Origin of the sequence: Kitasatospora sp. McL0602 (genome assembly GCF_052076145.1) — a bacterium.
Lineage (GTDB): Bacteria > Actinomycetota > Actinomycetes > Streptomycetales > Streptomycetaceae > Kitasatospora.
In genome coordinates, this window is sequence record NZ_CP197246.1 from 5,185,424 (window position 1) to 5,210,862 (window position 25,439).

Here is a 25,439-nt window from a genome sequence, read left to right on the forward strand (position 1 = left end):
CACTCGCTTCCGTACCATTGCACCGGCTCCACACCCCGTACCGGGCGGCCGGAATGCGGGGCGGGCGGCTGCTGTTGGGTCCCGATGGCAGGCACCCGCAACCCGACCGAAGGACGCCGTCAGTGACGACCGCAGACTCCCGCAAGATCGCCGACTTCTGGTTCGACCCGATCTGCCCCTGGGCGTGGATGACCTCCCGTTGGATGCTCGAGGTCGAGAAGCTCCGCCCGGTGGACACTCGTTGGCACGTGATGAGCCTGGCCGTGCTGAACGAGCACAACGAGAACCTGCCCGAGCAGTACCGCGAGGGCATGAAGAAGGCGTGGGGCCCCGTCCGGGTGCTGATCGCCGCCGCCCAGGCGCACGGTGAGAAGGTGCTCGGCCCGCTCTACACCGAGCTCGGCACCCGCTTCCACAACCAGGCGCTGCCCAACGAGCGGGCGACGATCGAGGCCGCGCTGGTCGCCGCGGGCCTCCCGGCCGAGCTGGCCGACGCCGCCGACACCGACGCGTACGACGAGGCCCTGCGCGCCTCGCACAGCGAGGGCATCACCCTCGTCGGCCAGGACGTCGGCACCCCCGTCATCGCGGTCGACGGCCCCGACGGCGGCCGCATCGCCTTCTTCGGCCCGGTCGTCACCCCGACCCCGCGCGGCGAGGCCGCCGCCCGCCTCTGGGACGGCACCCTGCTCGTCGCCGGCACCCCGGGCTTCTACGAGATCAAGCGCAGCCGCACCGCCGGCCCGTCCTTCGAGTAACTTCGCGCCACTGGCGAGCCTCCAGGGGCGCGGGGAACTGCGCGACCAAGCACCCACGAAGGTGCACGGTTGCGCGCGCACGCAGTTAATCAAGAGGGGCCCCGCGCCCCTGTGGTGGTTCCTCAGAGTGCAGAAGGCTGAGTGCGGCGCTGCTTGACCAGGCCGATGGCGGAGAGGACCGCGGCGAGCCCCGCCGTGAAGTACAGCTGCACCCGGTTGTCGGCGTCCATCGTCATCAGTGCCAGCACCCCGAGGGTCGCGGCCAGCGCGACCCAGGTCAGGTACGGGTAGAGCCACATCCGGACGGTCAGCTGGTCGGGTGCCTCGCGCTCCAGCCGCCGCCGCATCCGCAGCTGCGCCACCGCGATGAAGGCCCAGACCACCAGGACGGCGGCGCCGACCATGTTGAGCAACCAGCTGAAGACGGTGGTCGGCCACCAGTAGCTGAGCAGGACGGCGGCGAAGCCGAAGGCCGAGGAGGCCAGCACGGCGAGCCGGGGGACACCGCCGCTGACCCGCCCGAGGGCGCGCGGGCCCTGGCCGCGCTGGACGAGCGAGTACGCCATCCGCGAGGAGCCGTAGATGTTGGCGTTCATCGCCGAGAGCAGGGCGATCAGCACCACGACGTTCATCACCTGGCCCGCGCCGGGGATGCCGATGCTGTTCAGGACGGCGACGTACGGGCCGTCCTTGACGACGGCCGGGTCGTTCCACGGGACGAGCGTCACGATGACGGCCATCGAGCCGACGTAGAAGAGGGCGATCCGCCACATCGCGGTGCGGACGGCGCCCGCGACACTGCGGCGCGGGTCCTCCGACTCGGCGGCGGCGATCGTCACCGTCTCCAGGCCGCCGTAGGCGAAGACCGAGGCGAGCAGGCCGGTGACGAGACCGGCGGAGCCCTTGGGGAAGAAGCCGCCCTGGCCGGTCAGGTTGGCGGCGCCGGGGGCGGAGGTGCCCGGCAGCACGCCGAGGATGGCGAGCACGCAGATCACCAGGAAGGCCGCGATGGCGGTGATCTTCACGGCGGCGAACCAGAACTCGAACTCGCCGAAGTTCTTCACGGCGGCCAGGTTCGTGCCGGCGAAGAAGGTCATGAAGAGGGCGACCCAGACCCACGACGCCACCCCGGGGAACCAGGCGGCCATCACGTGGGAGGCGCCGATCGCCTCGGCGCCGACACCGACGCAGAGCAGTGTCCAGAACATCCACCCCACCGTCAGCCCGGCCCAGGGGCCTATCTCCCGCTCGGCGTGCACCGAGAACGAGCCGCTGGCCGGTCGGGCCGCCGACATCTCGCCGAGCATCCGCATCACCAGCATGACCAGCAGCCCGGAGGCGGCGAAGGCCAGCACGATGGACGGCCCGGCGGCGGCGATGCCCGCGCCGGAGCCGACGAAGAGCCCGGCGCCGATCACGCCGCCGAGGGCGATCATCGAGAGGTGACGCTGCTTCAGCCCGTGGGTGAGCTGCCCGCCCGGTGCTCCGGAGCCGGACGCCTGGTCCAGGGGCTCCAGCGTCGGCTGGGGAGAGGGAGTCTGCATGGGTGGGGTCCAGACTGTACGGATAGCGGGCGGGTCTCCCCAATATTCGGCATGGCCGTGGGCCGTGCCAAGGCACTTCGGCAGGGGATCGGTATACGGACGAAGTCGTGACTAGACGTAGTCAGATTCTCACCTGAATGAACATATTCAGTCGATATCCGACAAGCGCGGGCCCTGACGCTTTGTCGGGGACGACGTCGTGCGGGTGCGTCCCACCACGTAGGTTCACAACTGATCACCGGAGTGATCAGTTGGAGCCGTCACCGATCTGGAGCCCCTCATGGCCACCGCCACCGCCGTACCCGCCACCACCCCGGTCCTCGCCGATCTGCTGCCCCGCGCCGCCACCCGGCTCGGCGCCCAGGCCCGCGAACTCGCCCTGGTTGGCGGCGGTGCGGCGCTCACCGGCCTCGCCGCGCAGCTCTCCGTCAACGTCCCCGGCTCGCCGGTGCCCGTGACCGGCCAGACCTTCGCCGCTCTGCTGGTCGGCACCGCCCTCGGCACCCGCCGGGGCGTCGCCTCGCTCGGCCTCTACCTGCTGGCCGGGATGGCGGGCATGCCGTGGTTCGCGGCGGGCAGCTCCGGCTGGGCGATGCCGAGCCTCGGGTACGTGCTCGGCTTCGTGCTGGCGGCGGCCCTGACCGGTGCGCTGGCCCGGCGCGGCGCCGACCGCAGCCCGCTGCGGACGGCCGTCGCGATGGTGCTCGGCAACCTGACGATCTACGCCGTCGGCGTCCCGTACCTGGCCCTCGCGCTGCACGTCCCGCTCGCCCGCGCCGCCGAACTCGGGCTCTACCCCTACCTGGTGGGCGACGGACTCAAGGTGGTGCTCGCGACGGGCGCCCTGCCGCTGGCCTGGAAGCTGCTCGCGCGCCGCTGAGGGGTCGTCCGACAGGCGGGTGCACGCGCATGCCACACTCGTACCCATGCGCGTGTACCTGGGTTCCGACCATGCCGGATACGACCTCAAGAACCACCTCGTCCAGTGGCTGAAGGAGGCCGGCCACGAGCCGGTCGACTGCGGGCCGCACATCTACGACGCGGAGGACGACTACCCGCCGTTCTGCCTGCGTGCCGCTGAGCGCACCGCCGCCGACCCGGAGGCGCTGGGCGTCGTGATCGGTGGCTCGGGCAACGGCGAGGCGATCGCCGCGAACAAGGTCAAGGGTGTCCGGGCCGCCCTCGCCTGGAGCGAGCAGACGGCCTCGCTCGGCCGCGAGCACAACAACGCCAACGTGATCAGCGTCGGCGGCCGGATGCACACCGAGGCGGAGGCGACGAAGTTCGTCGAGATCTTCCTCAACACCCCGTACAGCGGCGCCGAGCGGCACACCCGCCGGATCGAGATGCTCAGCGACTACGAGACCACCGGCGAACTGCCCCCGATCCCGGCCCACCACCCCCAGGGCTGACCGTTCACCTCCCAGGGGCGCCCCGCGCCCCTGGGCAGTGCACCTGCCCCTAGAACCCGTGCGGCAACCACGGCGCGACGTCCGAGGCGAACGCCCGTGAGGCCTCCGCCAGTGCGCCGGGGCGCAGTTCGCGGACCCGGCCTGCCGCCGCGAGGGCGGCGAGCGTCACCCCGCCCAGGTAAGCGGAGCCCAACTCCCGTACGGAGAGCGTGAGATCGGCCTGTTCGGTGGTCGGATCGCAGACCGCCTCCTTGCCGGGCCCGCTGCACTCCAGGCGCCAGCGCCCCGCGTTCCACGGGCAGAAGTCGTCCGTCACCTCCAGCACCACGCCCACCGGCGCCGCGTACCCGCGCGCCCGCAGGGCCGCGCCGACGTCCACCAGCCGGACGAACAGCGCGTCGCCGAGCGTCGGCCGCAGCCGGCGCGGGTCGTCGACGAGGTGCAGCAGCGGGTCGTCGACCGGGCGGTTCGGCGCGTTGACGCTGTCGGTCAGGTCGAGGCCGAGCAGGAAGCCCCAGAGCTGCGCGTACACCTCCGGCGACGCGGCCTCGACATCCCGTACCTTCACCACGCCCGCCGGGATGTCGCCCGGCCAGCTCGTCTGCACCGAGTACCGGGCGTAGCCGAGCAGGCGCCCGCTCGCCGCGTCCTCGGCCAGCACGCACTGGAGCGGGGAGGCGCCCTCCCGGGAGCCGGGCGCGTCCAGCAGCGGCCAGCGCTCCCAGCCGGGGCGGCGCTCCAGCATGCCGGGGCGCAGCGGCACCCGCGTCGCGTACAGCTGCTCGCAGGCCGGGGCGCTGCCCACCGGGTCCGCGAGCCGGAGCCGGAGCCCGTCGACCGGGGTGCGGGGCACGCCGACGCGGGGGCTCGGGGCGGTGATCTCCATCCGCCAGGTCGCCAGGCCGTAGCCGAACCGGCCGTAGATGGCGGGCTCGGAGGCGGTCAGCACGGCCAGTGCCTCGCCGCGCGCCCGGACGTCCGCCAGCTGCCTGCGCATCAGCGAGGTCAGCACGCCGCGCCGCCGGTGCGTCGGCAGCACGCCGACCATGGTGACCCCGGCGGTCGGCAGCACGGCGCCGCCCGGCACCGACATCCGGAAGCTGAACGCCCCCGCGCTGGCGACCACCTGCTCGCCGTCCCGGACGGTGAGCGAGCGGTCGAGCTCCGTCAGGTCACGCCAGAGCTGCCGCGCCTCCGGCTGGTCCTCCTCGCCGCCGAAGGCGACCTCCAGGCAGCGGTACCAGCTGTCCCAGTCCTCGGCCCGCAGGGGGCGGACGGGCAGGGGCTCGTGCGTGGCCGCAGGGGCGGCGGAGGCGGCAGGGGCGGCGTCGGGAGTCATATGCCAACTGCTACCACCCGGCTGTGTCGTGCGCGAGCGAATTGCCGGGTCTCCGGCCGCTCGGCGGGGGAGCGCCCCGGACCGGCCCCGCACGCCCCCGCTGAACAAGCTGAACACCCTGAACCGGCGCAGAAGCAGCGCGGAAGCGGTGCCCGCGCCGTCCACCCCGTCGACGGCGGGCCGTGCCGGTGGATAAGGTCAGAGCCCATGGCTGGCAGCACGCCGGGCACACCGCCCCAGACGACTGCGAAGGGCCCGGCCGCGACAGCGGCACCGGAGCCCTGGACGGCCCGGTGGCGAGCGCGTCTCTACCGGGCCCGGAGAAGGCTGCGCCGAACCGGGGTGGACTACTTCCGGGGCGACGCCTCGGACTGGCTGGCCTTCGCCGTCTTCCTGCTGGCAGTCCCGCTGCTGGTGCTGCTCAACGTGTGGATCCCGGCCTGGGTGCCGCCCACCGCCCTGGTGCTGCCGATCCTGGCCGGCTCTCTGCTGCTGCGCCCCGGCACCCTCGTGCTGCTCTACGCCGCCGCCGCGCTCGGCCTCTCCACCGAGTCCCTGATCCACACCGGCGAGCGCGTCGCCAGCGACCGCCCCGACACGTACGTCTTCGGTGTCACCCCCGGCGCCGCCCTGGTGGTCGGCGCCGTCGGGGTGGCCGGGCTGCTGCTCGCACAGTTCCGCAGCCGGGTAGGAGTGCCCTGGCGGGGCGGCGGCTCGATGCTCTTCGACCTGCGCGAGCGGCTGCGGGTGCAGAGCATGGTGCCCGAACTGCCCGAGGGCTGGGACGCCGACATGGCGCTGCGCCCGGCCGGCGGCCAGTCGTTCTCCGGTGACTTCGTGGTCGCCGCCCGCACCGGCCCCGGCCGCCGGGTGCTGGAGGTCGTCCTGGCGGACGTCTCCGGCAAGGGCATGGACGCCGGTTCGCGCGCCCTGCTGCTCTCCGGCGCCTTCGGCGGCCTGCTCGGCTCGCTGCCCGCGCACGAGTTCCTGCCCGCCGCCAACGGCTACCTGCTGCGCCAGGACTGGGAGGAGGGCTTCGCCACCGCCGTCCACCTGGTGCTCGACCTGGACAGCGGCGAGTACGAGCTGCTCTCGGCCGGGCACCTGCCGGGCATGCAGCGGCTCTCCGGCGCCGGGCGCTGGGAGGTCAAGGAGTCGGTCGAGGGCCCGCTGCTGGGGATCTACGACGGCGCGAAGTTCGAGGGTGTCCGAGGGCGGCTGAACCGCGGCGACGTCCTGATGCTCTGCACCGACGGCATGGTCGAGGTGCCCGGCCGCGATCTCACCGAGGGCATGGACCGGCTGATGGGCGAGGCCGACCGGCTGGTCGCCGGGGCGCAGCTGGCGAGCGGCAGCCGGGGCGGGGCGGTGCGGTTGATCGAGACCGTCGCCAAGGACGTCAACGACGACCGCGCGGTGCTGCTGCTGTGGCGGCAGTGACAGCCCGGGACGGGTGCTCGGTGAGCGGTGAACGGGGTGTGAAGTACCGGTAGCGGGTGTCAAGTCCCGACGGTGATCTTCGGCCAATCCTGACGGACCGTCGGCGGACCGTCGGTGGAGTGGATCTACGCACACGGAGCGCGCCGCCGGTGCGGGCCGGACGCTGGTCAGCCCGCCCCTGCCGACGCTCCGTCAGGCGCCTTCGGCTATCGTCTCGGTCGGCGGAAATTCGTCTCACATCGCAGGATCTTCGTGCCGGGCTTCAGGCAAGTCCTTTACGCAGTCCGCACGAACGACCACACTGAGTCCGGGCGGGGCTGGTCGGGACTCGGGGGATTCTGGGCGCGGGGGCGTCGCCGCGGGGTCTCACAGAGGAGCCTCGTAACGCAGCCTCGCTACGAATGATTGAGGAAGTGAATTCTGGTGGCCTTCTCCGTCTCAGCTCTGTTCCTGTTCGGTGTCATCGTCATCATCTTCATCCGCAACAAGCAGATGAAGCTGAGCCACGCGATCCTCGCCGGGCTCTTCGGCTTCATGGTCAGCCAGTCGACGGCGGCCAAGCCCATCCAGGACTTCCTCGGGCAGCTGGCCAAGACCATCTCGTCCGTCATCAGCTGACGGCTGCGCGCAGGGTGCAGGCGGGGAGCCAGGGAGTCACTGCCCCGCTCGACGGGCCTGCCACCAGCGGCTGAGCGCCCCTTGGCGGGGCGCGGGGGTGTAGACCGGGGCTGGTGCCGCGACCGGCGGGGCCGGCTCGGGCTCCGTGCTGCGCTCGTCCGCGAGCAGCAGGGTCAGCCGGGCCCAGCAGAGCCGTTCGCCGCGCGGCCAGGGCAGTGCCCGCAGGGCGGCCGAGGCGGCCTCCGACACCTCGCCGTTGACACGCACCTCCGCGACGTCCTCGCCGGCCTTGCCGCCGAGGAAGAGCTTCACGCCGTTGACGCCCGGCGCCGTCAGCTCCGGCCGGAGGGCCTCGGCGAGGGCGGGCAGCACCTGGTGGCCGGCGAGCCATCCGGCGAGGTGCTCGCTGCCGAAGCCGAACACCGCCGCCGGGCCCTGGACGGCGTACCAGCCCGGCAGTTCGGGGTGCCGGTAGTGGTCGCCGTGCTCGCCGCGCCGCTCCTGGAGCTCCACCACGGCCGCCGCGGTGGTCGTCGCCCACATCCGTACGGCGTTGTCGAGCTGCTCCTCCTCGGTCTTGCCGAGCCCGGCCGCGCAGTCCCACACCACGGCGCCGTCGGCCCGCCCCAGCTCCAGTACGAAGCCCAGGTCGACGTGCCCGCCCCCGCTGCCCCCGGGGTGCTCGCGGACGGCCACCGCCGTCGTCCCGGGCCCGCGCACCAACTCGCCGTCGGCCCTGAACTCCCGCCCGTACCGCGCCATTTCGCGGACCACACTGCGCTGTATGACGGCCAGCCGGTCCAGCGGACGCACGGGCAGACTCCTCGATCGAACAAAATCCCGGTACTTCGAACGTGAGCGAGGGTATCGACCCGGGCGGCCCTGGCGAAACGGGCCTGACACGGCGAAACGGGCCTGACAGGTCGTCGGGGTGGAAACGGCACCGGCCCCGGATCCGTCGGGATCCGAGGCCGGGCCTGGTGTGGAGCGGGTGACGAGAATCGAACTCGCGTGGCCAGTTTGGAAGACTGGGGCTCTACCATTGAGCTACACCCGCATGCACTGCTGCCCTGCTCCCGCTGTCGGTCGCGAGGACGGGAACAGCGTACCTGGTCGGGGTGGTTGCGCGCACACCACTTCCGCGACCGGGTGGTCCGCCGGGCCGTGGTCGGGTGGTCCGACGGACCGTCGATATTACGGCGGGTGAGGGTGGGGCGACGTGTACGCTTCCTCTCGGCAGCACGGGGTGTGGCGCAGTTTGGTAGCGCGTCCGCTTTGGGAGCGGAAGGCCGTCGGTTCGAATCCGGCCACCCCGACAGTGCGGCAGGGTCTCGTCCGGCGGACGGGGCCCTGTTGGCGTTTCGGTGGCCGGTCGGGCAGGGTGAATGTTGATTCTTCATCTAATTGCTGCCCTGCGAGAGACGAGCCCCCCGGAATGACTGCCCCCGCCGCACGGCCCCGCCTGGCCCCGAAGGTCGCCGTCGGTGTGGTCTTCGTGGCCGCGCTCTTCATGTCGATCATGGACACCACGATCGTCAACGTCGCACTGCCCTCCATCGGCCGTCAGTTCGGCGTCGACCCGGCCTCGGTCGGCGTCGTCAACGTCGGGTACCTGGTGACCCTCGCCGTGTTCGTGCCGCTCTCCGGCTGGCTCGGCGACCGCTTCGGCACCCGGCGGGTCTTCCTCGGCGCGCTCACCCTCTTCACGCTAGCCTCGCTGCTCTGCGGCAGCGCGGGCAGTCTCGACCAGCTGACGGCGTACCGGATTCTCCAGGGCGCGGCCGGCGGCCTGCTCACCCCGGTCGGGATGACCATGCTCTTCCGGGCTTTCCCGCAGGAGGAGCGGGTCCGCGCGACGCGGGTGCTGATGCTGCCCACCGCCGTCGCCCCCGCGCTCGGGCCGGTGCTCGGCGGCTGGCTGGTGGACAGCTGGTCCTGGCACTGGGTCTTCATCGTCAACGTCCCGATCGGCGTGCTCGCCCTAATCTTCGGCCTGGTCTTCCTCCCCGACTACCGCACCGAGCGGGCCGGCCGCTTCGACGCCCCCGGCTTCGCCCTCGCCGCCGTCGGCTTCGGCCTGGCGATGTACGCGCTCTCCGAGGGCGCCACCCAGGGCTGGGGGAGTGCCAGGATCGCGGTCTCCGGCCTGCTCGGCCTGGCCGCACTGGTCGCCCTGGTGCTGACCGAGCTGCGCCGCCCCGAGCCGATGCTCGACCTGCGGCTCTTCCGCGACCGGATCTTCCGGGTCGCCAACCTGCTCTCGCTCTTCTCCGGCGCTGCCTTCCTCGGCATGCTCTACCTCTTCCCGCTGCTGATGCAGGACGCCCTCGGCATGGACGCCCTGCACAGCGGCCTGATGGTCTTCCCAGAGGCGCTCGGTGTGATGGCCGCCTCCCAGGTCGCCGGGCGGCTCTACCCCAGGGTCGGCCCCCGGCGGCTGATCGCCACCGGCGCCGCCGTGGTCGCGGTCTGTCTCGCCCTGATGGCCGCCATCGGCCCGGACAGCAACCTGTGGGCCGTCCGGGCGCTGCTGCTCGTCACGGGTTTCGCGATGGGCCACGTCTTCATGCCGTCCCAGACGGCCGCCTTCGCCGGCATCCCGGCCGAGCGCACCGGAGCCGCCTCGACGCTCTACAACGCCCAGCGCCAGCTGGGCTCGGCCCTCGGGGTCGCGGTGCTCGGCACCGTGCTCGCGGCCGTCGGCACCCTTTCCACCACGGCCGCCGGTACGCCCACGGCGAACCTCGCGGCGTACCGGACGGCTTTCCTGGTCGCCTCCGGGCTGGCCCTGATCGCGGCGGTCACGGCGTTGTTCGTGCGGGATTCGGACGCTGCGGCGACCATGCGCGGGGCCTCCGGACAGGCTTCCGAGCCGGCTCGGACGGGCGCCGCCACGGCGTGATGCGCGGCGTCCTGGCGTCCGCCTTTCGTGGTACCGGTAGGATGGGCCGCTGGCGGTGGTGCCTGCGGCATGCGTGCAGGTCAACCGCCCGAGGGCGAGGAGTCAAGCTCACCGTCCACCCCCGTACGGGAGATGCAGCTCCAACCGCCCATCGCCCGTCTCGCCCGCCAGAACCGGCCCACGGCCGCTCGAACCGGGCGTAGACAACCAGACCGCAAGCCCCTAGGAGACCCAACCGTGAAGAGCGCCGTCGAGACTCTGAACCCCACTCGGGTTCGACTCACCGTCGAGGTGCCCTTCGAGGAGCTCAAGCCCAGCCTCGACGCGGCGTACAAGAAGATCAACCAGCAGGTCACGGTTCAGGGCTTCCGCAAGGGCAAGGTCCCGAACCGCGTCATCGACCAGCGCTTCGGCCGTGCCGCCGTGCTGGAAGAGGCGGTCAACGACGCCCTGCCGCGCTTCTACACGCAGGCCGTCGACGAGGGCAAGATCGAGGTCCTCGGACAGCCTGAGATCACCGACATCGAGGGTGTCGAGCGCCTGGCCGACGGTGGTGACCTCAAGTTCACCGCCGAGGTCGACGTCCGCCCGGAGATCACCCTGCCGGACTTCTCCACCATTGAGGTCGTCGTCGACCCGATCGTGGTCGAGGAGGCCGATGTCGAGAAGTCGCTGGAGCAGCTGCGCGAGCGCTTCTCCTCGGTTAAGGACGTCGAGCGCGCCGCGGCCGAGGGCGACGTCGTGATCGTCGACCTCGAGGCCAAGGTCGACGGCGAGGTGCCGGACGACGGCACCGCGTCGGGCGTGAGCTACGAGATCGGCTCCGGCCGCCTGCTGGACGGCATCGACGAGGCCGTCGTCGGCCTCGCCGCCGGCGAGTCGAAGACCTTCAGCACCGAGCTCAAGGGCGGCACCCAGGCCGGCAAGAGCTCCGAGGTCACCGTCACCGTGACCACCGTCCAGGAGAAGGAGCTCCCCGAGCTGGACGACGAGTTCGCCCAGCTGGCGAGCGAGTTCGACACCCTGGAGGAGCTGAAGGGCGACTCCCGCAAGCGCCTGGAGCGCATGCGCGAGTTCGACCAGGCCACCCAGGCCCAGGAGCGGGTGCTCGACGAGCTGCTGAAGCTCATCGAGATGTCCTACCCGGAGAAGCTCCTCAAGGACGAGATCGAGACCCGCCGTCACAACCTCGAGCACCACCAGCTCGAGCCGATGGGCCTCAACCTCGAGACCTACCTCGCCACCCAGGAGAAGTCCCTCGAGGACTTCCTCGCGGAGACCGAGGAGCAGGCCAAGAAGGGCATCAAGACCCAGTTCGTTCTCGACGAGATCGTCGAGAAGGAGCAGATCGGTGTCGACCAGCAGGAGCTGACCGAGCACCTGATCCGCCGCGCCGCCGGCTCCGGCATGACGCCGGACCAGTTCGCGCAGCAGGTCGTCGAGGGTGGCCAGGTGCCGCTGCTCGTCGGCGAGGTCGCCCGCGGCAAGGCGCTGGCCGCCGTCGTCGAGCAGGCCAAGGTCACCGACACCAACGGTGAGCCGGTCTCCTTCGAGGACGACGAGGACGAGGAGTCGGCCGAGGCCGCCGAGGCGACCGCCGAGGCGACCACCGAGGCCTGAGCCTCCTAGTGCTCCACAGTGGGCCCGGACACCCCGGCAGGGGTGTCCGGGCCCACTGGCGTACCCGGGTGTAGCGGCCCGCCGACCCTGCGCTCACAGCGAACAGCTCTGCGTGGGGGATTCTGGGGCCGGGCCTGCGCGTTAGGGTCCTTAGACAGCGACACTGCGCCCTGTCGCACGCCGGGCAGGCTGCGGTGGACGGAGCGCTGTGCGACAAAGCGACGGCCGCAGGTCGGCCTTCAATTCGACTGAGCAGGTGGCTAAGTGACGTTCCCGCAGATGCAGATGCCTGGCCTGATGGCGCCGCACGCCGCCGCTGGTGACGTGCTCGGCGGCCTGGGCGACCAGGTCTACAACCGGCTGCTCAACGAGCGCATCATCTTCCTCGGCCAGCAGGTCGACGACGACATCGCCAACAAGATCACCGCGCAGCTGCTGCTCCTGGCCGCTGACCCCGAGAAGGACATCTACCTCTACATCAACTCCCCCGGTGGCTCGATCACCGCGGGCATGGCGATCTACGACACCATGCAGTACATCAAGAACGACGTGGTGACGATCGCCATGGGCATGGCGGCCTCGATGGGCCAGTTCCTGCTCACCGCGGGCGCCAAGGGCAAGCGCTTCTCCCTGCCGAACGCCAACATCCTGATGCACCAGCCCTCGGCCGGTCTCGGCGGCTCCGCCACCGACATCCGGATCCAGGCCGAGCAGCTGCTCCGCACCAAGAAGCGGATGTCCGAGCTGATCGCCCAGCACAGCGGCCAGTCCTTCGAGCGGGTCACCGCCGACTCCGACCGCGACCGCTGGTTCACGCCGGAGGAGGCCAAGGAGTACGGCCTGATCGACTCGATCATGCACAGCGCCGCGGACGTCCCCGGCGGTGGCGGCACCGGCGCCTGACGGCGCCCGGCAGCTCCTGGCAGCAGAGACTTGACCTGACCGTACGCTTCGGAGGACAGAAAACCTCATGATCACCCCCCAGTCGCCCCGTGGCGAGTTCCAGGGCGCCCGCGCCGAGGGCCGGTACATCGTTCCGCGTTTCGTGGAGCGCACCTCGCAGGGCATCCGTGAGTACGACCCGTACGCCAAGCTGTTCGAGGAGCGCATCATCTTCCTCGGCTCGCAGGTGGACGACGTCTCGGCGAACGACATCATGGCGCAGCTGATGTGCCTGGAGTCGATGGACCCGGACCGCGACATCTCGCTCTACATCAACTCCCCGGGCGGTTCGTTCACCGCTCTGACGGCGATCTACGACACGATGCAGTTCGTGAAGCCCGACATCCAGACGGTCTGCATGGGCCAGGCGGCCTCCGCCGCCGCCGTGCTGCTGGCGGCCGGCACCCCCGGCAAGCGGATGGCGCTGCCGAACGCCCGCATCCTGATCCACCAGCCGTACACCGAGACCGGCCGCGGCCAGGTGTCGGACCTGGAGATCCAGGCCAAGGAGATCTTCCGGATGCGCGAGCAGCTGGAGGAGATGCTCTCCAAGCACTCCAACAAGGATGTCGCCACCGTCCGTGACGACATCGAGCGCGACAAGATCCTCACGGCCGAGGAGGCCCTGGAGTACGGGCTGATCGACCAGATCATCTCGACCCGCAAGACCTCGCTGACCGACTGACCCGGTCGGCCGTCGGGGCGGGCCGTACGCCCAGTTCGCGCGCCCGGGTGCGCGCCGCGTGACGTACGCCCCGCCCCGCACCGTTCCGGTCGGGCCCGCGGCCCGGCACAATTCAGGTACGGGCCCGACGCCGCGTCGAGCGGCGCCGAACCCCGTGGGACGGCATCTGTTCGGTATCAATTCGCCCAGGGCGTACGGCAGACCTGCCGAAGACGGCGGATTCACCGGCTCGGCAGAGTACCGTCGAATAGCGAGACCGGCCGCCTGTCAGCGGGCCGGTCCACAGCACCAGGCCCCGGACCCCCGCGGGGCCCCTGGCGAAGGGGAAGCACCTCGTGGCACGCATCGGAGACGGTGGCGACCTGCTCAAGTGCTCGTTCTGCGGCAAGTCGCAGAAGCAGGTGAAGAAGCTGATCGCCGGGCCTGGCGTGTACATCTGCGACGAGTGCATCGACCTCTGCAACGAGATCATCGAGGAGGAGCTCGCCGAGACCTCCGAGGTGCGCTTCGAGGAGCTCCCGAAGCCCCGCGAGATCTACGAGTTCCTGGACCAGTACGTGGTCGGCCAGGACCTGGCGAAGAAGTCGCTCTCGGTCGCGGTCTACAACCACTACAAGCGCGTCCAGGCGGGTGAGGCCAACCGCAGCGGCGGCAACGGCCGCGAGGACGCGATCGAGCTGGCGAAGTCCAACATCCTGCTGCTGGGCCCGACGGGCTCGGGCAAGACGCTGCTGGCGCAGACGCTGGCCCGGATGCTGAACGTGCCGTTCGCCATCGCCGACGCCACCGCGCTCACCGAGGCGGGCTACGTCGGCGAGGACGTCGAGAACATCCTGCTGAAGCTCATCCAGGCGGCCGACTACGACGTCAAGAAGGCCGAGACGGGCATCATCTACATCGACGAGATCGACAAGGTCGCCCGCAAGAGCGAGAACCCGTCGATCACGCGCGACGTCTCCGGCGAGGGTGTGCAGCAGGCGCTGCTGAAGATCCTGGAGGGCACGACGGCCTCGGTGCCCCCGCAGGGCGGCCGCAAGCACCCGCACCAGGAGTTCATCCAGATCGACACGACGAACGTGCTGTTCATCGTGGGCGGTGCCTTCTCGGGCCTGGAGCGGATCATCGAGGGCCGCGCCGGTGCCAAGGGCATCGGCTTCGGCGCCAACATCCGCTCCAAGCGCGAGCAGGACGCCAGTGACCACTTCCGGCAGGTCATGCCGGAGGACCTGGTCAAGTTCGGCATGATCCCCGAGTTCATCGGCCGACTGCCCGTCATCACCAGCGTGCACAACCTCGACCGTGAGGCGCTGCTGCAGATCCTCACCGAGCCGAAGAACGCGCTGGTCAAGCAGTACCGCAAGCTCTTCGAACTCGACGGCGTGGAGCTGGAGTTCACCCGGGACGCGCTGGAGGCCATCGCCGACCAGGCGATCCTGCGCGGCACCGGTGCCCGTGGCCTGCGGGCGATCATGGAGGAGGTGCTGATGTCCGTCATGTACGAGGTGCCCTCGCGCCAGGACGTCGCCCGCGTGGTCGTCACCGGCGACGTGGTCTCCAAGCACGCCATCCCGACGCTCGTCCCGCGCGACATGATCAAGCGCGAGCGCCGCGACAAGAGCGCCTGAGCAACTGCCTGACACGGCAACTGCCGGACGCGCAGACGACGGAGGGGCCCGCACCGACCGGTGCGGGCCCCTCCGTCGTCTGCCCGTCCTCGCTACTTCGGGACCTCGGAGAGCTGACGCATCTCACGGGCGTCGGCCGCCGTCTTGTCCAGGTCGGCCGGGTTGCCGGCGTCGAACTCCATGACGGTGCCGAGGCTGCTGCCGTCGGCCCACACGCAGATGCCGAACTGCTGCCCGGCGGACGCCATCGTGCCGCAGTCCATCGATCCGCCCTTCGGGCCGGCGTCGACGCTGTGCCGGCCGGTCAGCTCGCCGCCGGTGGACGCCATGCCGGTGAAGGTGGCGTTCAGCTCCTTCTGCGGGAGCAGCAGGTTGCCGTAGGCGCCCGCGAAGATGACGAACTGCTTGTGGTCGGCGGACGGGTAGAAGCCGGTCACCGGTGTGGGGTGCCAGCTGCCGTCGCCGGAACCCATGGCGGTGGACATCGAGCTCTGCATCTTGGTGGCCGTGGCGCTCGTGTTGTCGAGCTGGACGCCGTGGAACGCCGCCGGGGTGACGAGCTTGTCGTTCCCGGTCTTCGCCGCGACGCCGGCGACCAGCACCGCCACCGCGCCGCCGCCGAGCAGCAGGACGCCGCCGAGGACGCCGAGCACGATCCAGAGCGTCTTGCGGGATTTCTTCACCGGCTGCCCGTAGGCGGGCTGCCCGTAGCCGTACGCCCCCGGGAAGGTCTCGGCGCCGCCGTAGCCGGGTGCCGGCGGCGGGGGCGGGAAGCCGGGTGCTCCGCCCTGCGGCGGGACGGCGCCGTAGGGCTGCTGCGGCGCACCGTACTGCGGCGCACCGTACTGCGGCGCACCGTACGGCGGTGCGGGTGCGGGTGCGGGTGCGGGCGCCGGAGCCGGCGTCCCGTAGGGCTGCGTCGGCGACGGGGGTGCGCCGTAGGGGTTCTGGTCGGACACTGACTTCGCCTTCGATTCGATGGAACGGGTACCTCGGCCGACCGGGTCTTCCGGAGCTACTTGGCGACGACCATCGCGTCGCGGATGGCGCGGCTGTGCTCGGCGGCCTCGGCCGGCGGGACGGTGCTGATCGAGCCCGTCGCCGAGATGCGGCTGAAGGTGACCGAGCCACCGGTCGAGTGGTTGGCCCAGATGCAGACCGGGATGCCCAGGCCGCCCATACCGGCGACGCCGCAGGAGAGCTTGCCGTCCGGGTCGTTGGGGTCCTTGGCGTCGACCGGGGCCAGCGGGGTCTTCCAGGTCATCTTGCCGCTGGCGGTGATCTGGCTGCCGGCCTGGCTGATGAACGCGCCCGGGTCGTCGAGCGCGCCGTAGGAGCCGCCGACGGTGATGCTGTCGGTGCCCGTCGCGCCCTTGACGTAGGTGGCGAGCAGGCCGCCGTCGTAGGCGCTGAAGCCGTGGCCCTTCTGGGCGCCGGAGGCGGCCGGGATCTCGTTGTTCGACTTCTGGGCGTAGCCGCCGGGCAGCGAGGACGGCGCGGCGAGCTTGAACTTCGCCCCGGACTTCGCGTGGCCGCTGCTGGAACTGCCGGAGCTGCTGTGGCTGCTGGGGCTGGAGCTTGTGCCGGTCGTGTTGTCACCCTGGGGGGCCGCGCCGGTGGCCGTCCCGGAGGCGGTGTCGGTGGTGGTGTCGCTGCCGCCGGTGAGCTGGTAGACCGCGACGCCGCCGCCGATCAGCACCACGGCGCCGATCACCAGCCCGATCGCCAGGCCCGCACGGCTCTTCTGCGGAGGGGGCGGCGGGTAGCCACCGGGGGCGCCGTACGGCTGCTGTTGCTGCGGGAAGCCGGGCTTTTGCGGGAAACCTGCCTGCTGGGGGAAGCCCGGCTGCTGGCCGTAGGGCGGCGGAGCCTGCTGCGGGTAGCCGTACCCCGGCTGCTGCGGCGCGCCGTACGGCTGCTGCGGCTGCCCGAACTGGGGTGGCTGCCCGAACTGCGGTGGCTGGCCGTACGGTTGCTGCGGCTGCCCCGGCGGATACTGCTGCCCCTGGCCGTTCATCGGCGTTTTTCCCCCGCCTGTTGCTGTGTGGTGATCGAACACTTTGCGGCACGCTACCGCACCCCGGAGTGGCCCCGGCCCCCGGTCGCGGATATGTGGTTCGTAACTGACCCCCTCGCATACGTAAACTGTGTGTCGTGACCGACACGACGAATCAGCGCCCCGAGCACGCCCTCCCCGGGGACGACGCAGCCACCCTCCCGACCACCTACGCACCGGCTGACGTAGAGGGCGAGCTGTACGAGCGCTGGGTGGACCGCGGTTACTTCACGGCCGACGCGAAGAGCGACAAGCCGCCGTACACCATCGTCATCCCGCCGCCGAACGTCACCGGGGCCCTGCACCTCGGCCACGCCTTCCAGCACACGCTGATGGACGCCCTGACCCGCCGTAAGCGGATGCAGGGTTACGAGACGCTCTGGCTGCCCGGCATGGACCACGCCGGCATCGCCACCCAGAACCGGGTCGAGCAGCAGCTCGCCGAGTCCGGCCTCTCCCGCCACGACCTGGGCCGCGAGGCCTTCGTCGAGAAGGTCTGGGAGTGGAAGGAGCAGTACGGCGGCCAGATCCTCGGCCAGATGCGCCGCCTCGGCGACGGCGTCGACTGGTCGCGCGAGCGCTTCACCATGGACGAGGGCCTCTCCAAGGCCGTCCAGACCATCTTCAAGAAGCTCTTCGACGACGGCCTGATCTACCGCGCCGAGCGCATCATCAACTGGTGCCCGCGCTGCCTCACCGCGCTCTCCGACATCGAGGTCGAGCACGAGGACAGCCCCGGCGAGCTGGTCTCCATCCGCTACGGCGACGGCGACGAGTCGATCGTGGTCGCCACCACCCGCGCCGAGACGCTGCTCGGCGACACCGCGATCGCCGTCCACCCGGACGACGAGCGGTACGCCCACCTCATCGGCCGCACCATCGCGCTGCCGCTGACGGACCGTCGCATCCCGGTCGTCGCCGACACGCACGTCGACCCGGCGTTCGGCACCGGCGCCGTCAAGGTGACCCCGGCGCACGACCCGAACGACTTCGCCATCGGCCAGCGCCACAACCTGCCGAACCTGACGGTGATGGACGAGCACGGCGCCATCACGGTGCACGGCCCCTTCCTCGGCCAGGACCGGCTGGAGGCCCGCGCGGCCATCGTCGGCACCCTGCGCGAGCAGGGCAGGATCGTCGCCGAGAAGCGCCCGTACGACCACGCCGTCGGCCACTGCTCGCGCTGCCACACCATCGTCGAGCCGCGCCTCTCGCTCCAGTGGTGGGTCAAGGTCGAGCCGCTGGCCAAGGCCTCCGGTGACGCCGTCCGCGACGGCCGGGTGCAGATCCACCCGAAGGAGCTGGAGAACCGCTACTTCAACTGGGTCGACAACATGTACGACTGGTGCATCTCGCGCCAGCTCTGGTGGGGTCACCGCATCCCGGTCTGGTACGGCCCCGAGGGCCAGGTCGTCTGCGTCGGCCCCGACGAGCAGCCGCCCGCCGGCGAGGGCTGGTACCAGGACCCGGACGTCCTGGACACCTGGTTCTCCAGCGGTCTGTGGCCGTTCTCCACGCTCGGCTGGCCGGAGCAGACCCCGGACCTGGAGAAGTTCTACGCCACCGACGTCCTGCTCACCGGCCACGACATCATCTTCTTCTGGGTCGCCCGGATGATGATGTTCAGCCTGTACGCGATGGACGGTCAGGCGCCGTTCCACACCGTCGCGCTGACCGGCCTGGTCCGTGACCAGTTCGGCAAGAAGATGTCCAAGTCCAACCCCAACGCCGTCGACCCGATCGACTGGATGGACGAGTACGGCGCCGACGCCGTCCGCTTCACCCTGGCGAGCGGCGCCAACCCCGGCGCCGACGTGCCGATCGGCGAGGACTGGGTCAAGGGCTCGCGCAACTTCTGCAACAAGATCTGGAACGCCACCCGCTTCGCCCTGATGAACGGCGCCACGGTCGAGGGCCCGTTGCCCGCGCCCGAGGAGATGACGGCCGTCGACCGCTGGATCCTCAGCCGGCTCAACGCCACCGTCGCCGAGGTGGACGCGCTCTACGACGACTACCAGTTCGCCAAGCTCGCCGACGCGCTGTTCCACTTCGCCTGGGACGAGGTCTTCGACTGGTACGTCGAGCTCTCCAAGACCACCCTCGCCAAGGGCGGCCCGCAGGCCGACGCCGCGCGCCGGGTGCTCGGCGAGGTGCTCGACGTGACGCTGCGCCTGCTGCACCCCGTCGTCCCGTTCGTCACCGACACCCTGTGGACCACGCTCACCGGCGGCGAGTCCGTCGTCGTGGCCGACTGGCCGACGGCCGACCAGGGCCGTCTGGACGCTGCCGCCGAGGCCGAGGTCGCCACCCTCCAGCAGGTCGTCACCGAGGTCCGCCGGTTCCGCTCGGACCAGGGCCTCAAGCCCGGCCAGAAGGTGCCCGCCACCCTCACGCTGGACGGCACCCCGCTGGCCGCGCACGAGGACGCCATCCGCTCGCTGCTGCGCCTGACCGCTCCGGAGGAGGCCTTCTCCGCGACGGCCTCGCTCCAGGTCGCCGGTGCCACCGTCGCGCTGGACCTCTCCGGCACCATCGACGTCCCGGCCGAGCGCAAGCGCCTCACCAAGGACCTCGCCGTCGCCGAGAAGGAGAAGGCCCAGACCGCCGCCAAGCTCGGCAACGAGGGCTTCCTCGCCAAGGCGCCGGACGACGTCGTCGCCAAGATCCGTGGCCGCCAGGAGGCCGCCGAGGCCGACATCGCCCGGATCACCGCGCAGCTGGCGGCCCTGCCGCAGGGCTGACCCCGCACGACCGACACCGAAGGGCCGACACCGAAGGGCCGCACCTCGCAGGAGGTGCGGCCCTTCGGCCTTGCCCGGCGCAATTCGGGCCGAAAGTCCCTGGCGATCAGAGCCCTTCGGCCCCACCGTCATTCGGCACCCAATCGGCAGTTCCTGATAGCCCGTTCGGCCGAATTCCTCACGTACCCTTGGCCCTCGGCGGATGTGCACGAAGAGATTGAAACCTGAGAAGGCGGGCGGCCAATGGCGAGTACGCAAGCAAGGCGCGGGCAGGACATTGGCATCGACCTCGGAACGGCCAACACACTGATCTACCTCCGGGGCAAGGGCATTGTGCTCAACGAGCCCTCCGTCGTCGCGATGGACAAGCGCACCGGTGAAGTCCTCAGCGTCGGCACGGAGGCAAAGCGCACGCTCGGCCGCACTCCCGGCGACATCGTCACCGGGCGGCCGCTCCAGGACGGCGTGATCGCCGACTTCGAAGGCACCCGGCACCTGCTGCGGCACCTGCTCGCCAAGGTCACCGGCCGCCCCGGGCGCCGGTTCGGGGCCCGGCCGCGTGTGGTGGTCTGCGTGCCGAGCGGGATCACGGGGGTGGAGCGGCGGGCCGTCATCGAGGCGGTCACCAGTGCCGGGGCCCGCTCGGTGCACCTGATCGAGGAGCCGATGGCCGCGGCGATCGGCGCCGGGCTGCCCGTGCACGAGCCGACCGGCAGCATGGTGGTCGACATCGGCGGCGGCACCACCGAGGTCGCCGTGCTCTCGCTCGGCGGCATCGTCGCGGCCCGGTCGATCCGGGTCGCGGGGGACCGGCTGGACGCCGCGATCATCCGTCAGGTCAAGCGGGAGCACGGCCTGCTGATCGGCGAACGCACCGCCGAGGAGATCAAGTTGGTGATCGGTTCGGCCGACGCCGTGCCGTTCGGCGACGATCCCACCGAGGTCGAGGTCCGGGGCCGGGACAGCGTCGGCGGGCTGCCCCGGACGGCCGTGGTGACGGCCGAGCAGATCCGTGCGGCGCTGGACGAGCCGGTCGCCGAGATCGTCGGCGCCGTCCGGCTGACGCTCGACGACGTGCCGCCGGAGCTGTCCGGTGACGTGATGGGCCAGGGCATCGTGCTCACCGGCGGTGGCGCGTTGCTGCGCGGGCTGGCCCAACGGATCTCCCGCGAGACGGGGTTGCCCTGCCGGGTCGCCGAGAACCCGCTCGACTGTGTCGCGATCGGCTCCGGCCAGTGCGTCGAGGAGGTCGAGGCACTGCGCCGGGTCTTCGCGGTGAGTGCCTGAGCCGCCGATTCGCCGTGCACCGAGGGGAATTGGCCGGGATAGCCGGTGAATCCGCCCGACCCCATTCCCGGCTATTGCGGCTCGGGTGAACTCGTGCCCAATATCCCGGTGTGTTGATGAGTGCGGTGTTGCACGCGCCGGTTCACCAGAAGTTGCAGTTCCACTGTGTACGGTGAGGAGGAGTTCTGCAGCGGTGGTGCGACTGACGGGAGGCACGGCGTGGTGGTGACCGAGGAGTTGGCCGACGAACTGCCTGCGGAGGAGGTTGCGATCGCCAAGGGCCGGGCGGCGACGCTGCTGCTCGCCTTCCGGCACGGCAACCAACTGGCCTTCGACCAGGAGCTGGACGAGCTCCTCGCGCGGCACGCCGAGCGGGAGGTGACGACGCTGCTGGTGTGGATCGCGGCGGAGGCCGTCCGCAAGGCCTACGCCCCCGAGGTCGGTGACCGCGTGCTCCGATCGCTCGCCCAGCGCGCCCCCGGCGACACCTCGGCGGTGGCGGTCGACGAGGAGGGCGCGGACGTCGCCCGGCTGGTCGAGGCGGTCGGCGTCGGGGACGTCGGTACCGTCCGGGCCCTCGTCGCCGCCACCCCGGACACCACGTACCTGCTCGGCGGGCTGCTCCAGGCGGTGGCCATGATGCTGCCGCTGCTGCCCGAGGGCGAGGCCGAGGAGATCGCCGCCGAGCTCCGCCGCCGGCACGGCGGCCGCACCGGCCGCAGCGCGGCCATCCCGGAGGCCCGGCAGTACTGAGGCACCGCCTGTGCGGACGGCCCGCGCGCGCTCCGTAGACTGGGGGAGTGAGCGACAAGGCCGAGCAGAACCCGTACACGATCCGCCCCAGCGCCGCCGACCCCGCCGAGGGCTCGGGCGGACTGCGCGAAGTCGAGGCAGCGCTGGCCCGGCGCTGGCCCGAGAACAAGCTGGAGCCCTCGCTCGACCGGATCGCCGCGCTGATGGACGTGCTCGGTGAGCCCCAGCGGGCCTACCCCTCCATCCACATCACCGGCACCAACGGCAAGACCTCCACGGCCCGGATGGTCGAGCAGCTGCTCAACACCTTCGAGCTGCGCACCGGCCGCTACACCAGCCCGCACGTCGAGTCGGTGACCGAGCGGATCAGCCTGGACGGCATGCCGATCAGCGCCGAGCGCTTCGTCGAGACCTACCGGGACATCGAGCCGTACCTCGGCATGGTCGACGAGCAGCAGCCCGTCGCGCTCTCCTTCTTCGAGGTGCTGACCGCGATGGCGTACGCCGCGTTCGCGGACGCGCCCGTGGACGTCGCCGTGGTCGAGGTCGGCATGGGCGGCTCCTGGGACGCCACCAACGTCATCGACGGGGCCGTCTCGGTGATCACCCCGATCTCCCTCGACCACACCGACAAGCTGGGCAACACCACCGGCGAGATCGCGGTCGAGAAGTCCGGGGTCATCAAGCCGGGCGCCATCACCGTCGTCGCCCAGCAGCAGCTGGACGCCGCGCAGACCATCCTGCGGCGCGCCGTCGAGGTGGACGCCACCGTCGCGCGCGAGGGCATGGAGTTCGGCGTGCGCCACCGCGAGGTCGCCGTCGGCGGGCAGGTCGTGACGCTGCGCGGGCTCGCCGGCGAGGACTACGAGGACATCTTCCTCCCGCTGCACGGCGCGCATCAGGCGCAGAACGCGGCGCTCGCCCTGGCCGCCGTCGAGGCGTTCTTCGGCATCGGCGGGGCGCGGCCCGGCAAGCTCGACATCGACAAGATCCGCCAGGCCTTCGCGGGCGTCACCTCGCCGGGCCGCCTGGAGGTCGTCCGGCGCAGCCCGACCATCCTGCTGGACGCGGCGCACAACCCGGGCGGCGCGGAGGCGGCCGTCGCCGCGATCGCCGAGTCCTTCGGCTTCACCCGGCTGATCGGCGTCATCGGCACCAGCGGCGACAAGGACGTCTCGGGGCTGCTCGCGGCCTTCGAGCCGATCCTCGCCGAGGTCGTCATCACGGAGAACTCCACCCACCGGCGGATGCCGGTCGACGAGCTGGCCGCCATCGCGGTCGAGGTCTTCGGCGCGGATCGCGTCCAGGTCGAGCCCCGGCTCGACGAGGCGATCGACGCGGCCGTCACCCTGGCCGAGCAGGACGGCGACCTCAGCGGTTGCGGCGTGCTGGTCACCGGTTCGGTCATCACGGTGGGCGAGGCCCGCCTGCTGCTCGGGAGGAAGTGACCATGCGGACGCTCTGTTCCTCGACCCTGATCGGCGAGGCACTCCTGATCATGTTCGCGGCGCTCGTCGCGATGCAGCTCTCGGACGTCTCCGGCGCCGTGCTGTGGACGGTCAGCGGGGTGGCGATGGTGCTGTGCATCCTGCTCTGCGGGATGCTCGGCCGCCCCGGCGCGGTCGCCGTCGGCTGGGCCCTCCAGCTGGGGCTGATCGCCAGCGGGTTCGTCCTGCCGACGATGTTCGTTCTTGGTGCGGTGTTCGCCGGGCTGTGGTGGTGCAGTGTTCACTACGGTCGCAAGATCGACGTGATCAAGGCCGCCCGGACCGCCTGAACGAGCCACCCTGCGGGTGAGGGAGCCCAGCTCACGCAAGGTAATCTTTGGGACAAGGCCGCATACACCATGCCGTACCGAATCCCCTGGAGCCGCACCGTGTCCCAGCGCACTCTCGTCCTGCTCAAGCCCGACGCCGTCAAGCGCGGCCTGGCCGGCGAGATCATCAGCCGGATCGAGCGCAAGGCGGGTTGGCAGCTCGCGGCTGTCGAGCTGCGCACGTTCGACCGCGCCACGCTGGAGCAGCACTACGAGGAGCACGTCGGCCGCCCGTTCTACGAGCCGCTGCTGGACTTCATGACCTCGGGCCCGTCGATCGCGCTGATCGTCGAAGGTGAGAACGTCGTCCCGGGCATCCGCGCGCTGGCCGGTGCGACCGACCCGCTGCAGGCCGGTGCCGGGACGATCCGTGGCGACTACGCGACGATCACCCGTGAGAACCTGATCCACGCCTCCGACTCCGAGGCCTCGGCCGAGCGCGAGATCAAGATCTTCTTCCCGACGCACGCCTGATCCGCAGCGTCGTACGTCTGATCGAAACACCCCAGGTGGGACCGGGTCCGACCGAATCCGGTCCCACTCCGTGGGCCATCTGCGTTAACACGAAACTTTGATCGTCAAATACGGAACTCGGAACCCCGACACGGCGTCCCAATCCAGGGAGAAGCAGTCCCACCCCGGACAATGGACGGTATGCCGGACGTCGCGTCCGAGCTGACCGGCGTGGCTACGATGGGCTCAACTCCTGGGCCCGGTACGGCTGCTCAGCCGATGTCCGCCCATCTCCCCGCCATCTGATGACTCCGAGCCCGGGAAGGCACTCCACTCTCCATGGCCAACAACCTGTCGTTCATCGGCCGTGACATGGCGATCGACCTCGGCACTGCCAACACGCTGGTGTACGTCAGGGGCAAGGGGATCGTCCTCAACGAGCCGTCCGTCGTCGCCGTGAACACCAACACCGGCGGCATCCTGGCGGTCGGCTCCGAGGCGAAGAAGATGATCGGCCGCACGCCCGGCAACATCGTCGCCATCCGTCCGCTCAAGGACGGCGTGATCGCCGACTTCGAGATCACCGAGCGGATGCTCCGCTACTTCATCCTGAAGATCCACCGCCGCCGGTACCTGGCCCGCCCCCGGGTCGTGGTCTGCGTGCCCAGCGGCATCACAGGGGTCGAGCGCCGCGCCGTCATCGAGGCGAGCTCGCAGGCCGGCGCCCGCCAGGTGCACATCATCGAGGAGCCGATGGCCGCCGCGATCGGTGCGGGCCTGCCCGTCCACGAGGCGACCGGCAACATGGTGGTCGACATCGGCGGCGGCACCACCGAGGTCGCCGTGATCTCGCTCGGCGGCATCGTCACCGCGCAGTCCATCCGGGTCGCCGGTGACGAGCTCGACAACGCGATCGTCCAGCACATCAAGAAGGAGTACAGCCTCCTCCTCGGTGAGCGCAGCGCCGAGCAGATCAAGATGAGCATCGGCTCCGCCTTCGGGCTGGAGGGCGAGAAGGACGAGCACGCCGAGATCCGCGGCCGCGACCTCGTCAGCGGCCTGCCGAAGACCGTCGTGATCTCCGCCGCCGAGGTCCGTGAGGCCATCGACGAGCCGGTCAACTCGATCATCGACGCGGTCAAGACCACCCTCGACCAGTGCCCGCCGGAGCTCGCCGGCGACGTGATGGACCGTGGGATCGTGCTGACCGGCGGCGGCGCCCTGCTGCGCGGCCTGGACGAGCGGCTCCGCCGCGAGACCGGCATGCCGATCCACATCGCGGAGAACCCGCTGGACTCCGTCGCACTCGGCTCCGGCAAGTGCGTCGAGGAGTTCGAGGCCCTCCAGCAGGTCCTCGACGCCCAGCCCCGTCGTTGAACCAGACGGACCTGAGACACAAGTCAACTGAACGGCACTCACCCCGGGCGTCCCACCGCCCGGGGCGGGTG

The 25,439-nt window shown here is 70.9% G+C and carries 22 protein-coding genes and 2 tRNA genes; 18 read left to right on the plus strand and 6 right to left on the minus strand.

All coding sequences use genetic code 11. The features are described 5' to 3' along the window. The first annotated feature begins 122 nt into the window (after positions 1-122). Positions 123-758, plus strand: a complete 636-nt coding sequence (locus tag ACR68M_RS23590; protein ID WP_441246099.1) for a mycothiol-dependent nitroreductase Rv2466c family protein — start codon at positions 123-125, stop codon at positions 756-758. 122 nt (positions 759-880) lie between these two features. On the opposite strand, the gene ACR68M_RS23595 is transcribed toward ACR68M_RS23590, so the two are convergent. After that, complete coding sequence (locus ACR68M_RS23595; protein WP_441246100.1) at positions 881-2,302, minus strand: amino acid permease; 1,422 nt, start codon at positions 2,300-2,302, stop codon at positions 881-883. 280 nt (positions 2,303-2,582) lie between these two features. On the opposite strand from ACR68M_RS23595, the gene ACR68M_RS23600 reads away from it, so the two are divergent. Both ACR68M_RS23600 and ACR68M_RS23605 read left to right on the plus strand, forming a co-directional pair. Beyond that, the gene (locus tag ACR68M_RS23600) at positions 2,583-3,182 is read left to right on the plus strand and encodes a biotin transporter BioY (protein WP_441246101.1); all 600 of its coding nucleotides are present in this window, start codon (positions 2,583-2,585) and stop codon (positions 3,180-3,182) included. A gap of 46 nt (positions 3,183-3,228) precedes the next feature. Continuing rightward, positions 3,229-3,714 carry a ribose-5-phosphate isomerase gene (locus ACR68M_RS23605; protein WP_441246102.1) on the plus strand — a complete coding sequence of 162 codons (486 nt, stop codon included), beginning with the start codon at positions 3,229-3,231 and terminating at the stop codon, positions 3,712-3,714. A 49-nt stretch (positions 3,715-3,763) separates the two neighbouring features. Here the strand turns inward: ACR68M_RS23605 and ACR68M_RS23610 are convergent, their stop codons facing one another. Further along, positions 3,764-5,053: a GNAT family N-acetyltransferase gene (locus ACR68M_RS23610; protein ID WP_441246103.1), complete on the minus strand. Its 1,290-nt coding sequence runs from the start codon at positions 5,051-5,053 to the stop codon at positions 3,764-3,766. A 207-nt stretch (positions 5,054-5,260) separates the two neighbouring features. Between ACR68M_RS23610 and ACR68M_RS23615 the strand changes: the two genes are divergently transcribed. Together ACR68M_RS23615 and ACR68M_RS23620 are read left to right on the plus strand one after the other, a co-directional pair. Next, positions 5,261-6,493 carry a PP2C family protein-serine/threonine phosphatase gene (locus ACR68M_RS23615; protein ID WP_441246104.1) on the plus strand — a complete coding sequence of 411 codons (1,233 nt, stop codon included), beginning with the start codon at positions 5,261-5,263 and terminating at the stop codon, positions 6,491-6,493. 423 nt (positions 6,494-6,916) lie between these two features. Next, positions 6,917-7,111, plus strand: coding sequence for a hypothetical protein (locus ACR68M_RS23620; RefSeq protein WP_441246105.1), 195 nt, complete (start codon positions 6,917-6,919; stop codon positions 7,109-7,111). 36 nt (positions 7,112-7,147) lie between these two features. Here the strand turns inward: ACR68M_RS23620 and ACR68M_RS23625 are convergent, their stop codons facing one another. Next, positions 7,148-7,924 carry a DUF6348 family protein gene (locus tag ACR68M_RS23625; protein WP_441246106.1) on the minus strand — a complete coding sequence of 259 codons (777 nt, stop codon included), beginning with the start codon at positions 7,922-7,924 and terminating at the stop codon, positions 7,148-7,150. Positions 7,925-8,094: 170 nt separating this feature from the next. Then, positions 8,095-8,168: transfer RNA gene (locus tag ACR68M_RS23630), tRNA-Gly, on the minus strand. A 185-nt stretch (positions 8,169-8,353) separates the two neighbouring features. Between ACR68M_RS23630 and ACR68M_RS23635 the strand changes: the two genes are divergently transcribed. From ACR68M_RS23635 to clpX, 6 genes are all read left to right on the plus strand, one after another. Next, positions 8,354-8,427: transfer RNA gene (locus tag ACR68M_RS23635), tRNA-Pro, on the plus strand. Positions 8,428-8,546: 119 nt separating this feature from the next. Continuing rightward, on the plus strand, positions 8,547-10,013 hold the full coding sequence (locus ACR68M_RS23640; RefSeq protein ID WP_441246107.1) for an MDR family MFS transporter: 1,467 nt from the start codon (positions 8,547-8,549) through the stop codon (positions 10,011-10,013). Between the two features lie 237 nt (positions 10,014-10,250). Continuing rightward, positions 10,251-11,633, plus strand: a complete 1,383-nt coding sequence (gene tig / locus ACR68M_RS23645) for a trigger factor (RefSeq protein WP_441246108.1) — start codon at positions 10,251-10,253, stop codon at positions 11,631-11,633. A 285-nt stretch (positions 11,634-11,918) separates the two neighbouring features. Then, complete coding sequence (locus ACR68M_RS23650) at positions 11,919-12,536, plus strand: ATP-dependent Clp protease proteolytic subunit (RefSeq protein ID WP_371682527.1); 618 nt, start codon at positions 11,919-11,921, stop codon at positions 12,534-12,536. Positions 12,537-12,603: 67 nt separating this feature from the next. Further along, positions 12,604-13,260 (plus strand): ATP-dependent Clp protease proteolytic subunit, encoded by a 657-nt coding sequence (locus tag ACR68M_RS23655; protein ID WP_441246109.1) that lies wholly within the window; start codon positions 12,604-12,606, stop codon positions 13,258-13,260. A 335-nt stretch (positions 13,261-13,595) separates the two neighbouring features. Beyond that, a complete protein-coding gene (clpX, locus tag ACR68M_RS23660; protein ID WP_441246110.1) occupies positions 13,596-14,885 on the plus strand; it encodes an ATP-dependent Clp protease ATP-binding subunit ClpX in 1,290 nt (429 codons plus the stop codon). Positions 14,886-14,977: 92 nt separating this feature from the next. Here the strand turns inward: clpX and ACR68M_RS23665 are convergent, their stop codons facing one another. Then, on the minus strand, positions 14,978-15,844 hold the full coding sequence (locus ACR68M_RS23665; protein ID WP_441246111.1) for a hypothetical protein: 867 nt from the start codon (positions 15,842-15,844) through the stop codon (positions 14,978-14,980). A 56-nt stretch (positions 15,845-15,900) separates the two neighbouring features. Further along, entirely contained in the window at positions 15,901-16,902 is a 1,002-nt protein-coding gene (locus ACR68M_RS23670; RefSeq protein WP_441246112.1) for a hypothetical protein, read from the minus strand. Between the two features lie 137 nt (positions 16,903-17,039). Between ACR68M_RS23670 and ACR68M_RS23675 the strand changes: the two genes are divergently transcribed. From ACR68M_RS23675 to ACR68M_RS23705, 7 genes are all read left to right on the plus strand, one after another. Then, positions 17,040-19,682: a valine--tRNA ligase gene (locus ACR68M_RS23675; protein ID WP_441246113.1), complete on the plus strand. Its 2,643-nt coding sequence runs from the start codon at positions 17,040-17,042 to the stop codon at positions 19,680-19,682. Between the two features lie 243 nt (positions 19,683-19,925). Continuing rightward, entirely contained in the window at positions 19,926-20,969 is a 1,044-nt protein-coding gene (locus ACR68M_RS23680; protein ID WP_441246114.1) for a rod shape-determining protein, read from the plus strand. A 219-nt stretch (positions 20,970-21,188) separates the two neighbouring features. After that, complete coding sequence (locus ACR68M_RS23685; protein WP_441246115.1) at positions 21,189-21,722, plus strand: hypothetical protein; 534 nt, start codon at positions 21,189-21,191, stop codon at positions 21,720-21,722. 80 nt (positions 21,723-21,802) lie between these two features. Then, positions 21,803-23,170 carry a bifunctional tetrahydrofolate synthase/dihydrofolate synthase gene (gene folC, locus ACR68M_RS23690; RefSeq protein WP_441251696.1) on the plus strand — a complete coding sequence of 456 codons (1,368 nt, stop codon included), beginning with the start codon at positions 21,803-21,805 and terminating at the stop codon, positions 23,168-23,170. A 2-nt stretch (positions 23,171-23,172) separates the two neighbouring features. Further along, the gene (locus ACR68M_RS23695) at positions 23,173-23,499 is read left to right on the plus strand and encodes a DUF4233 domain-containing protein (protein WP_441246116.1); all 327 of its coding nucleotides are present in this window, start codon (positions 23,173-23,175) and stop codon (positions 23,497-23,499) included. Between the two features lie 99 nt (positions 23,500-23,598). After that, positions 23,599-24,012: a nucleoside-diphosphate kinase gene (gene ndk / locus ACR68M_RS23700; RefSeq protein ID WP_441246117.1), complete on the plus strand. Its 414-nt coding sequence runs from the start codon at positions 23,599-23,601 to the stop codon at positions 24,010-24,012. A 330-nt stretch (positions 24,013-24,342) separates the two neighbouring features. Beyond that, positions 24,343-25,368, plus strand: coding sequence for a rod shape-determining protein (locus ACR68M_RS23705; protein WP_104820811.1), 1,026 nt, complete (start codon positions 24,343-24,345; stop codon positions 25,366-25,368). Positions 25,369-25,439 lie beyond the last annotated feature (71 nt).

What these genes read in the sequence shown, in the direction of transcription:
- ACR68M_RS23650 (WP_371682527.1), top strand. Translation starts at nt 11,919, where the DNA reads ATGCCTGGCCTGATGGCGCCGCACGCCGCCGCTGGTGACGTGCTCGGC.
- ACR68M_RS23640 (WP_441246107.1), top strand. Translation starts at nt 8,547, where the DNA reads ATGACTGCCCCCGCCGCACGGCCCCGCCTGGCCCCGAAGGTCGCCGTC.
- ACR68M_RS23680 (WP_441246114.1), top strand. Translation starts at nt 19,926, where the DNA reads ATGGCGAGTACGCAAGCAAGGCGCGGGCAGGACATTGGCATCGACCTC.
- ACR68M_RS23670 (WP_441246112.1), bottom strand. Translation starts at nt 16,902, where the DNA reads ATGAACGGCCAGGGGCAGCAGTATCCGCCGGGGCAGCCGCAGCAACCG.
- ACR68M_RS23600 (WP_441246101.1), top strand. Translation starts at nt 2,583, where the DNA reads ATGGCCACCGCCACCGCCGTACCCGCCACCACCCCGGTCCTCGCCGAT.
- ACR68M_RS23655 (WP_441246109.1), top strand. Translation starts at nt 12,604, where the DNA reads ATGATCACCCCCCAGTCGCCCCGTGGCGAGTTCCAGGGCGCCCGCGCC.
- ACR68M_RS23615 (WP_441246104.1), top strand. Translation starts at nt 5,261, where the DNA reads ATGGCTGGCAGCACGCCGGGCACACCGCCCCAGACGACTGCGAAGGGC.
- ACR68M_RS23595 (WP_441246100.1), bottom strand. Translation starts at nt 2,302, where the DNA reads ATGCAGACTCCCTCTCCCCAGCCGACGCTGGAGCCCCTGGACCAGGCG.
- ACR68M_RS23695 (WP_441246116.1), top strand. Translation starts at nt 23,173, where the DNA reads ATGCGGACGCTCTGTTCCTCGACCCTGATCGGCGAGGCACTCCTGATC.
- ACR68M_RS23610 (WP_441246103.1), bottom strand. Translation starts at nt 5,053, where the DNA reads ATGACTCCCGACGCCGCCCCTGCCGCCTCCGCCGCCCCTGCGGCCACG.
- ACR68M_RS23605 (WP_441246102.1), top strand. Translation starts at nt 3,229, where the DNA reads ATGCGCGTGTACCTGGGTTCCGACCATGCCGGATACGACCTCAAGAAC.